Here is an 8,143-nt window from a genome sequence, read left to right on the forward strand (position 1 = left end):
TGAAATCAGGAGATGCTGGGATGAAATTTTCTACAATACGGCTAAAAAATTTTCAGTCTTTTGGACCTAACCCCACTCCCATTGATCTCAGCTCACTTACCTTTGTCTTAGGGCCAAACGGATCAGGAAAAACTGCCGTTCTCCAAGCGCTTACGCGCCTCTTTAGCCCTATTCCCAATCAGCGCTCCATCCGCTTTGCAGATTTTCATGTCGCTCAAGAACTCACAGATAACGGTCATCAGAAAAAGGCAGAAGAGCTTTGGATTGAAGTGGAGATTGAATTTCCCGAGGCTGAGGAAGAAAACCCACACGCATCGACATCCGCCTTCTTTTCACACATGAGATTAGAGGAAGAAGGCAGTATACCAAAATGCCGCGTTCGGCTGACGGCTACTATCAATGCTTTTGAAGAAATCGAAGAACGTATTGAATATGTACTGAGCTATAACTCCGAGGGTAAGCCCGAGGACGTTCAACCAATGAGTAGATATGACCGTGGAAGCATCGAGGTATTCTATCTACCAGCACGACGTGATCCCGGAGACCATATTTCTTATGCTGCATCTTCTTTGCTTGGCAGAACTCTTCGGGCTGCTAACTGGATAGCAGAAAGTGAAAAACTTGAAGCTCTGAATGAGGAGATTAGCACTACTCTGGCAGAGAATAAGGCTGTTATAGAATTTAGCGATAATCTTCGAATTCAATGGGAAAAGGTTCATGCAGGTTCTTATCTTAAGAATCCGGAGATAGTCTTTGGTCATAATAGAATTGAAGGCGTTCTGCGACAGCTATCTATTCAGTTTTCCCCTTCTCATCAAGCGAATGCCTTACCATCTGAAAACTTATCTGATGGTCAAAAATCTTTGCTCTATATTTCCCTGGCATTGGCTTGGCAGAAGCTATGTCGCGGGGTTCTTGCGGGGGAAGAAATAGGTCTAGACCCAGATAAGTTGCGGCCCCCGGTGCATATTATTTTTGCGTTGGAGGAGCCTGAGAATAGTCTTTCTCCACAGTATCTTGGGAGAATCATCCGCCAATTACGAGATGCCTGTGATGAAGGAGATGTGCAAGCTCTTATTGCTACTCATGCATCCACCCTGTTGCGAAGAGTTGACCCGGCTGATATTCGTTTTCTGAGGCTAAATCACGCTAGAGAAACAACAGTACGCCGCATTATTCTTCCCACAGAAGATACTGAAGCTGCAAAATATGTTCGAGAGGCAGTGATGGCTTTTCCCGAACTTTATTTCTCTCGTCTCGTTGTGCTTGGAGAAGGCGCTAGCGAGCTTGTTGTCTTACCTCGAGTTCTTGAAGCAGCAGGAATCAGAGAAGATGACACCTCCGTTTCAGTGGTTCCTTTGGGTGGTAGACACGTGAACCATTTTTGGAGACTACTAGAGAACCTCGAGATACCTTATGTGACATTGCTTGACTTAGATAGTGCAAGGCATGGAGGGGGATGGGGACGTATTCATACTGCTATGCGTAATATTAATAAATATCGTCCTGAATTCTATTCTCAAAACCACTTTGATTTTTTGCCCCCAGCAGGTTATGAAGAATCTATACCTGTATTTGGCCAATCTCCGGATGTCTTAAAACGCTTAGAAAATTCAAATGAAGTATTTTTCTCTTCTCCTCTTGACCTGGACCTCATGATGATGAAAGCATTTCCCTGTGCTTATCAAGTTCGCCTAAGAAATCCCCGCGATACAACTGTTACAAGCGTCTTAGGAAAAAGTCACCGTAACGAAGTACTTCTGGGTAAAGATAATCTAAAACTACTTGAAGATTACCGTGAAAAATTTGGGCAAAAAAGTAAGCCCGCAAGTCATCTTCAAGCATTAGCTCAGCTAAATGACAATGACCTTCTAGAAAACTTACCTCCTGTTTTGATACGTCTAGCTGATGTTGTGAGAGAGAAGTTAGCGGAGCTCCCTGAATGATTAGCCCCAGCAATTGGAAACCAACTGACGGAATCACCTTAGAACCTAATGCTTATAAGGCGGCTACTAGTGATGAAGGAAGTGTAATTGTCGCAGCTGGACCCGGAGCCGGTAAGACCGAGATGTTAGCGCAACGGGCGGACTATCTCTTACGGACCGGCATATGTCCTTACCCTAGGCGTATTCTTGCTATTTCATTCAAAGTGGATGCCGCCAGAAATCTACAAGAACGCGTTCGCAAAAGATCAGGAGCAAAACATGCCAAACGTTTTGATAGCTTGACATTCCATGCCTTCGCAAAACGTATCATCGACAACTATCGGCCTGCTCTCACAGGTCCTCATACTCTAAATCCTCGCTATGTTGTCGGAGAAGAAGCAGACTTCCCAAATGCTATAGGCTACAAAAACATGGTTCCTTTAGCTACTGAAATTCTACGGACCAACTCTTACGCGCTACATGGTCTAAGGCAAACTTACACCCATATCTTCTTCGATGAATTTCAAGATGTAACCAGCGAGCAATACGAACTTTTCGTCACGGCGTTTGGCGAGACCTCTGCGCAACTTACAGCAGTAGGCGATACAAAACAAAGAATCATGGCATTCGCAGGCGCCCTAGAGGGCATTATGGGAAAGTTTTCAACTGAATTTGATGCCTTATCTCTGAACCTATACCAGAACCGTAGATCCGCTCCTGTCCTACAGCGCATGCAAAATCGCATAATTTCAGAAATAGAACCTCATGATGCAATCCCTCAGAAAGAAATCGAAGGTGAAAACGGAATAATTGAAGTGCTTCCCTTTCCTACGTCAAGTGATGAGGCGCAACGTATAGCAGAACTAGTAAGACATCAAATAGACGCAGGTATTCCCCCTTCAGAAATAGCAGTTTTAGTAAGACAACAAGCCAATCTTGTCGCGGGAGAACTCTTCGATGCTTTTGATGCGCAGAACATCTCATATCGCAATGACCAGGAGCTTCAAGATCTTGCATCTGAGCCACTTGCAATGTTGATTTTTAATTTTGTACAAGTTCTCACAGGGACTAACGAACCTACTGCTTATGCAAGCCTTATGAATCTTGTATCAGTGATGTCTACGGATGACGAAAAAACAATTAGGATTGACCGCGCAATTAAGGAAAAGCTCAATACTCTAGGAAAAACTCTACGAAATAATCCTTCCTGCCGTGATAGTGCTCAGTTCTGGAAACCTGAAATATTAGATTTTTTAAACCTAGTCTCTGATTCATTTCTTATAGCACTATCAGCCTCTTACTCTCAAGGTGACCGTCTAAAAGAGCTTATTGCTGAGGTTCTCGAGGTTTTTGAAAGAACTCTCGATTTGGTGAAAGATCCTTTGGACGCAGTGCGGCGCCTTACTGGAACGAATGCTGTTCGAGTTCTGACTATCCATAAATCGAAAGGGCTGGAGTTTAGACATGTTATCGTTCTCGGAGTTGAAAACGAATTATTCTGGGGTAGCTTAGAAGAGACTCAGGCAGAGTTCTTTGTCGCGATATCTCGTGCTAAAGAACGGCTCACTTTAACACACGTAAATTTCAGATTGCGCCCGGAACAAGCTACTAAACGGTGGGATGAGAAAAGGAGCGCACATAAGCAATTTCTTGAATATGCGAAGAGGATTTGAGTATTTGGGGTTACTCGAATACAGCACCAACCACCCTTGCCGATGAGTTCTCTAATCTCGACCGGGCGTGATCATATCGTCTGGTCGTCCGTGGGTCTTTATGGCCTAGTGAGTCCTGCAGATGGTGCAGAGCAACCCCCATTTCCAGTGCTAAAGTCGCGTGGGTGTGGCGCAGGACGTGGGCGGATACGGTTTTTCTGATGCTAGCAGTGAGGGCTAGTTTTCTCAGCAACCCATCTACGTTGCTTCGTTGCCAGGGCCTACCGGTACGGGTGATAAAGACCAGGGGAGAAGTCCCAGTCTTTACTTGAGTCTCTACTTCTAGCCCTGTTGTTGCGGTCAATTTCCGAAGATTCCGTAGTGTATGTTCAGGCAAATACACTGCTGATTTCTTTCCACCTTTGCGAGTAATCAGCAGCCGCCCTTCAGAAATATCAGATTCCCTGATATTGAGGGCTTCGCTGATACGCAATCCAGTGCTGAGGAGCAGGTCCACGAGGGTTTGGGCTCTTAAAGAGTGCTCGGTGGCAGCATCGAGGAGTCTGAGTGCTTCGCGTTGAGTGAGGGCTTGGGTTGCGGTGAAGTCTGGATCAATAGCAGGTCGGCGGATGTATTCGGCCGGGGATTTTTCGATTACCTCATCGAGCAATAAAAAACGATAGAAGGCTGAGATTGCTGCCAGTCGCCGAGCAACCGATGCGTTCGAGTTGGTGTATTGTTCGTGGACTCTAGAGAAAACATCGAGGTGGGTTCGTCGTACCTGCAGTAGATCAACGCCTGCTTCGTCCAAAAAAGTGCAGAAGATTTTCAGATCATTGAGATAAGCCTGCTGAGTATTTTCCGAAGTGTAGGAGAGTGCCCATGAGGCGATGAGATTGCGGTGTTTGACGAAATTCGGCAGTGTTGAGCTCGCTTCCATCAACTCTGATGGTTCGCTGAACACTTCGACAAGTTCACTAGACATTTCCACCGCATTTCCTGGACAAAAATATTTTTTGAGACTCACACCACCGAAAAACCGGTGCTGGGTTCACCCAACCCCTTTTATGGTACATAACTTACATTATGAACCATAAAACTATTAAAAGGGAGGGGTGATATGTTTTCGATGCATCAGATGCCGCTGGAGGGGGTGTGTACGCAAGATAAATTCAAGAGTGTTTTGAGACACAAAAATACTAACTTAGTAGCAAATAGCCGTTTTTACTACTAAGCTAGTATTCTGTTCGAGGCGTCCGCCCGAATGCAAAATGCAGGGTCTAAATTGCAGTTAGTACCCTGCCGAATGTATCAAGGAGATACTGTGCAAAATTATAACTCTATAATTTTTGTAAATATTCGTAGGAGTCTACAGGAGAGAGATTCTTTAGTCGAGGCTACAGCGTCCGCTTGGAAGTACAAAGGTAAGAAACAGCTTAAACAGCTGACAGATGCATCTGTCGTTGTGCCTGTGGTTAATAATCAAGTATGTGGAGTATTCGAAAACCTCGAAACATCAATTTACCCAGGGGACCCTGATCGTGTTCAGTTTGCGCTTGCTCCTTGCGGAGCACTCGCTGCGATCACGGGGCATTCCTTGCCGGACTCTGTTCGATGGAAGCCAGGGGATGGTGCGGCTTGGAAGTTGCTTGTGGGCGAGGAGGTTCAGGGGTTTTTAGAAGAGGCCAGGGGGCATACGCGTCAGTTTGGTCCTTACTCGCTCAAGCTCACCAGTGAGGGTAACCTCCGGGTGATTGTTCCGGCTGGTTTCAATGTTGAAGTGATTTCTGCAGCTACGCCAGCGTCGGTGAAACAACGTATTGAGCGTGCAATCAAGGCTCTGGCTGGTACAGACTTTGTGACTACGTATGGCACGCTTGCTGAGGCCTTAGGCGTAAATTCCTCCCAAGCAGTTGCCCGTTCAATTGTGAGTAACGCTGCCATTACTAAGGAAGAGGCTGCACGTGTTTTCAACGTAAAATATGTCAATAGTCAGGGGGCACTTGTTCCTGATGATGACATGAGTACCCATGGCGGAGATATAAGGACCCGCCCAGAGCTATTGGTTGAATCCGCAGGGGCGACTTGGGAAGATGACAAAGCTAAAATTCCTCTCGCCTCAATTCTGCTGGATCCCATCGTCTTACGTCTAACATTGAATATATAATCTCTGAAAAGCCACTGTCATTGCCTCACCTGGTCATGACAGTGGCTTTCTTTTCATTAAAATATTTCACTTTTAGATATGAAAGTGAAGTGTCCCGGGTTTTGTTCCTAGGCATTTGCCTTGATTTCCATTATTTCTTGGGCCGGGTTGGTTTCCCAAAACTCTGACTCAACCTCAGCTGGCGTGCGATAGCCGAGACTTTGGTGAAGCCGTACCTCGTTCCACCAATTAACCCATTCAAACGTCGCGATCTCCACGTCAACCACGCTGTCCCACGACCGCCGATGAATCAGCTCATTTTTGTAGGAACCGTTGACGTTTTCGGCCAAAGCATTGTCATAGGAATCTCCTACTGTCCCGGTAGAGGCAGCAATTCCATACTCAGCCAGCCGTTCGTTGTAGACAATGCTGACGTACTGTGAGCCATGATCTGAATGATGAATCAGCCCCGTTGTTTCCTTCGCGCTGACAATCGCCTGATTAAGCGCCTGCAGCGGCAGCGCCTCGGTACGCATTGAATCAGATAGTGCCCACCCGACGATCCTTCGGGAGAACACGTCGGTAACAAAAGCGGTGTACACGAATCCTTTTCTAGTGCGCACATAAGTAATATCGGCCACCCACAATCGGGCCGGTGCCGGGGCGTTGAACTTGCGATTAACTAAATCAGGACGCAGATCTGGTCCCTTCGGCTTGCGGGTAGTAATAGGAGACTTACCTTTACCTTTGCCTCTGACTCCAGCAAGACGCATCAGGCGTGCGGTCTGCTCACGGCCAATGTCGATTCCTTCACGGCGCAGAGTATGCCACATCTTACGGATGCCGTAGACGCCAAAATTTTCTTCATGGACCTCGGCGATGTGCGCGACTAGAGCAGCGTCACGAAGACTGCGGGCACTCATACCACGGGCTTTTGATTGGCGGTATCCACGGGACGTGATGAAACCGCCAACACGGTGGGTGTTTAACGTCTCGCAAATGAACTCGATGGAGAAACGATCCCGATACTCATCGATGAACCGGATCATTTCCGACGTTTTGGGTCGAGTTCCGACGCGAAAAAAGCCGAGGCAGCCTTCAGTAGCTCATTGGTGTCGCGTAGCTCTTGATTTTCACGGCGTAGCCTCGCGTTTTCCGCGGCCAAGTCTTCAGGCACAGGTTCTGGGATGCTTCCCGCACGACGGGCCTGCTGGGTCCACTGACGAGCCGTGTGCCATGAAACCCCCAACTTTGGAGCTACTGCCTTGCACGCGGCTTGCATCGACATATTTTCCGCCAAGATACGGTCCTCTACAAGACGGACCACACGGTCCTTCGCATCCTGGTCAAATTTTCTTGGCATATTCCAGATTTTCCCATCTACTCAGACGGAACAAAACCTGGGACACTTCAAGATAGCCCAAAACAGGGAGCCTGCAGTAAATTATGTATAACCAGTTTCAATAACGCAGGGACGTTATTAACAGCGTTATTAAGCGCTCTAGAACGGCGTTATTACAGCGCGGTTGCAGAGCTGTTTGGGGGTTGTTCGAGGGTAGCTGTGGCCCCTCTGTCGCGGCATCATCACGACCTGGCCGCGACCTTGAAGCGAGGCTGCAAGCAAGTCTGAGGACGAAGCTGCGGCCTGTTTAGAGCGAGCCTGTAGGCGCGGCATCATCCAGGACCACAGCGTCTTAGGTTGGCGTCGCTGCGCAGCTCTAAGAGACACAGCAGCACCGCAAAGCGCGCAGAAGGGCTGAGCCTGTGATTGCGAAAATATTACAACACCATCTCGAACATAGAAGCGAAACGTCGAGAAAAATAACCCCGCCCGTCGAGAGTTCTCGAGGCGAGGTGTTTGAAATATGTACAGAATACTGTCTAAAAGACAGACACTGTAGTGTTTGAAATGTGTAGCGGAGCCTGTCTGTAATACAGGCATAATACTGTCTGAAAAGCAGACAATAGGGCTATTGCTTGAAATATGTAGTTCAGACTGTCGAGAAACCAGACAGGGGAGTGTCTGGTATGTGTTGCGCAGAGTGTCCGGAAATACCGACACAATACTGTTCAAAATCTCGACACTAACGTTATTGTCTGTAAACCGGACAGAATACTGTCCAAAAGACAGACACCGTAATGCTTGAAATATGTAGCTGAGAGTGTTGGGAATCTTGACATGATCTTGTATAAAAAATGAACATGATGGGCGGTGTCTGAAATTCGGACATCGTAGTGTCGAAAAACCAGACAGCAAAGTGTCTGGTACATGTTGCGAAGAGTGCCTGCAATACAGACACGATAGTGTCCGCAATCGTGTCACTGGAACGGAAATGCCATGACATCTACAGCCTCTATCTATTTAGTTTGTGGCGTTAACGCCTGCAGAATGCGCACATTTTTACATAACGCCAGCTAGT

General features: G+C 47.1%; 5 protein-coding genes. 3 read left to right on the forward strand and 2 right to left on the reverse strand.

Translation table 11 applies throughout. The features are described from left to right. Positions 1-20: 20 nt before the first annotated feature. Together IDM48_RS11500 and IDM48_RS11505 are read left to right on the forward strand one after the other, a co-directional pair. On the forward strand, positions 21-1,946 hold the full coding sequence (locus tag IDM48_RS11500; RefSeq protein WP_202939938.1) for an ATP-dependent nuclease: 1,926 nt from the start codon (positions 21-23) through the stop codon (positions 1,944-1,946). Next, positions 1,943-3,598 (forward strand): UvrD-helicase domain-containing protein, encoded by a 1,656-nt coding sequence (locus IDM48_RS11505; protein WP_202939939.1) that lies wholly within the window; start codon positions 1,943-1,945, stop codon positions 3,596-3,598. The genes IDM48_RS11500 and IDM48_RS11505 overlap by 4 nt, the downstream gene beginning before the upstream one ends. Positions 3,599-3,608: 10 nt before the next feature. Here the strand turns inward: IDM48_RS11505 and IDM48_RS11510 are convergent, their stop codons facing one another. Beyond that, complete coding sequence (locus IDM48_RS11510) at positions 3,609-4,562, reverse strand: tyrosine-type recombinase/integrase (RefSeq protein ID WP_202939940.1); 954 nt, start codon at positions 4,560-4,562, stop codon at positions 3,609-3,611. Positions 4,563-4,901: 339 nt separating this feature from the next. On the opposite strand from IDM48_RS11510, the gene IDM48_RS11515 reads away from it, so the two are divergent. After that, positions 4,902-5,744: a hypothetical protein gene (locus IDM48_RS11515; protein WP_202939941.1), complete on the forward strand. Its 843-nt coding sequence runs from the start codon at positions 4,902-4,904 to the stop codon at positions 5,742-5,744. Between the two features lie 107 nt (positions 5,745-5,851). Here IDM48_RS11515 and IDM48_RS11520 read toward each other — a convergent pair. After that, positions 5,852-7,086 (reverse strand): IS3 family transposase gene (locus tag IDM48_RS11520; RefSeq protein ID WP_167315507.1). Its coding sequence is split into 2 segments (ribosomal slippage): positions 5,852-6,798 and positions 6,798-7,086, totalling 1,236 coding nucleotides; the frame shifts between segments, so codons are not numbered across the junction. Positions 7,087-8,143: the final 1,057 nt, after the last annotated feature.

It is taken from the genome of Rothia amarae (assembly GCF_014705945.2).
Taxonomy (GTDB): Bacteria; Actinomycetota; Actinomycetes; order Actinomycetales; family Micrococcaceae; genus Rothia; species Rothia amarae.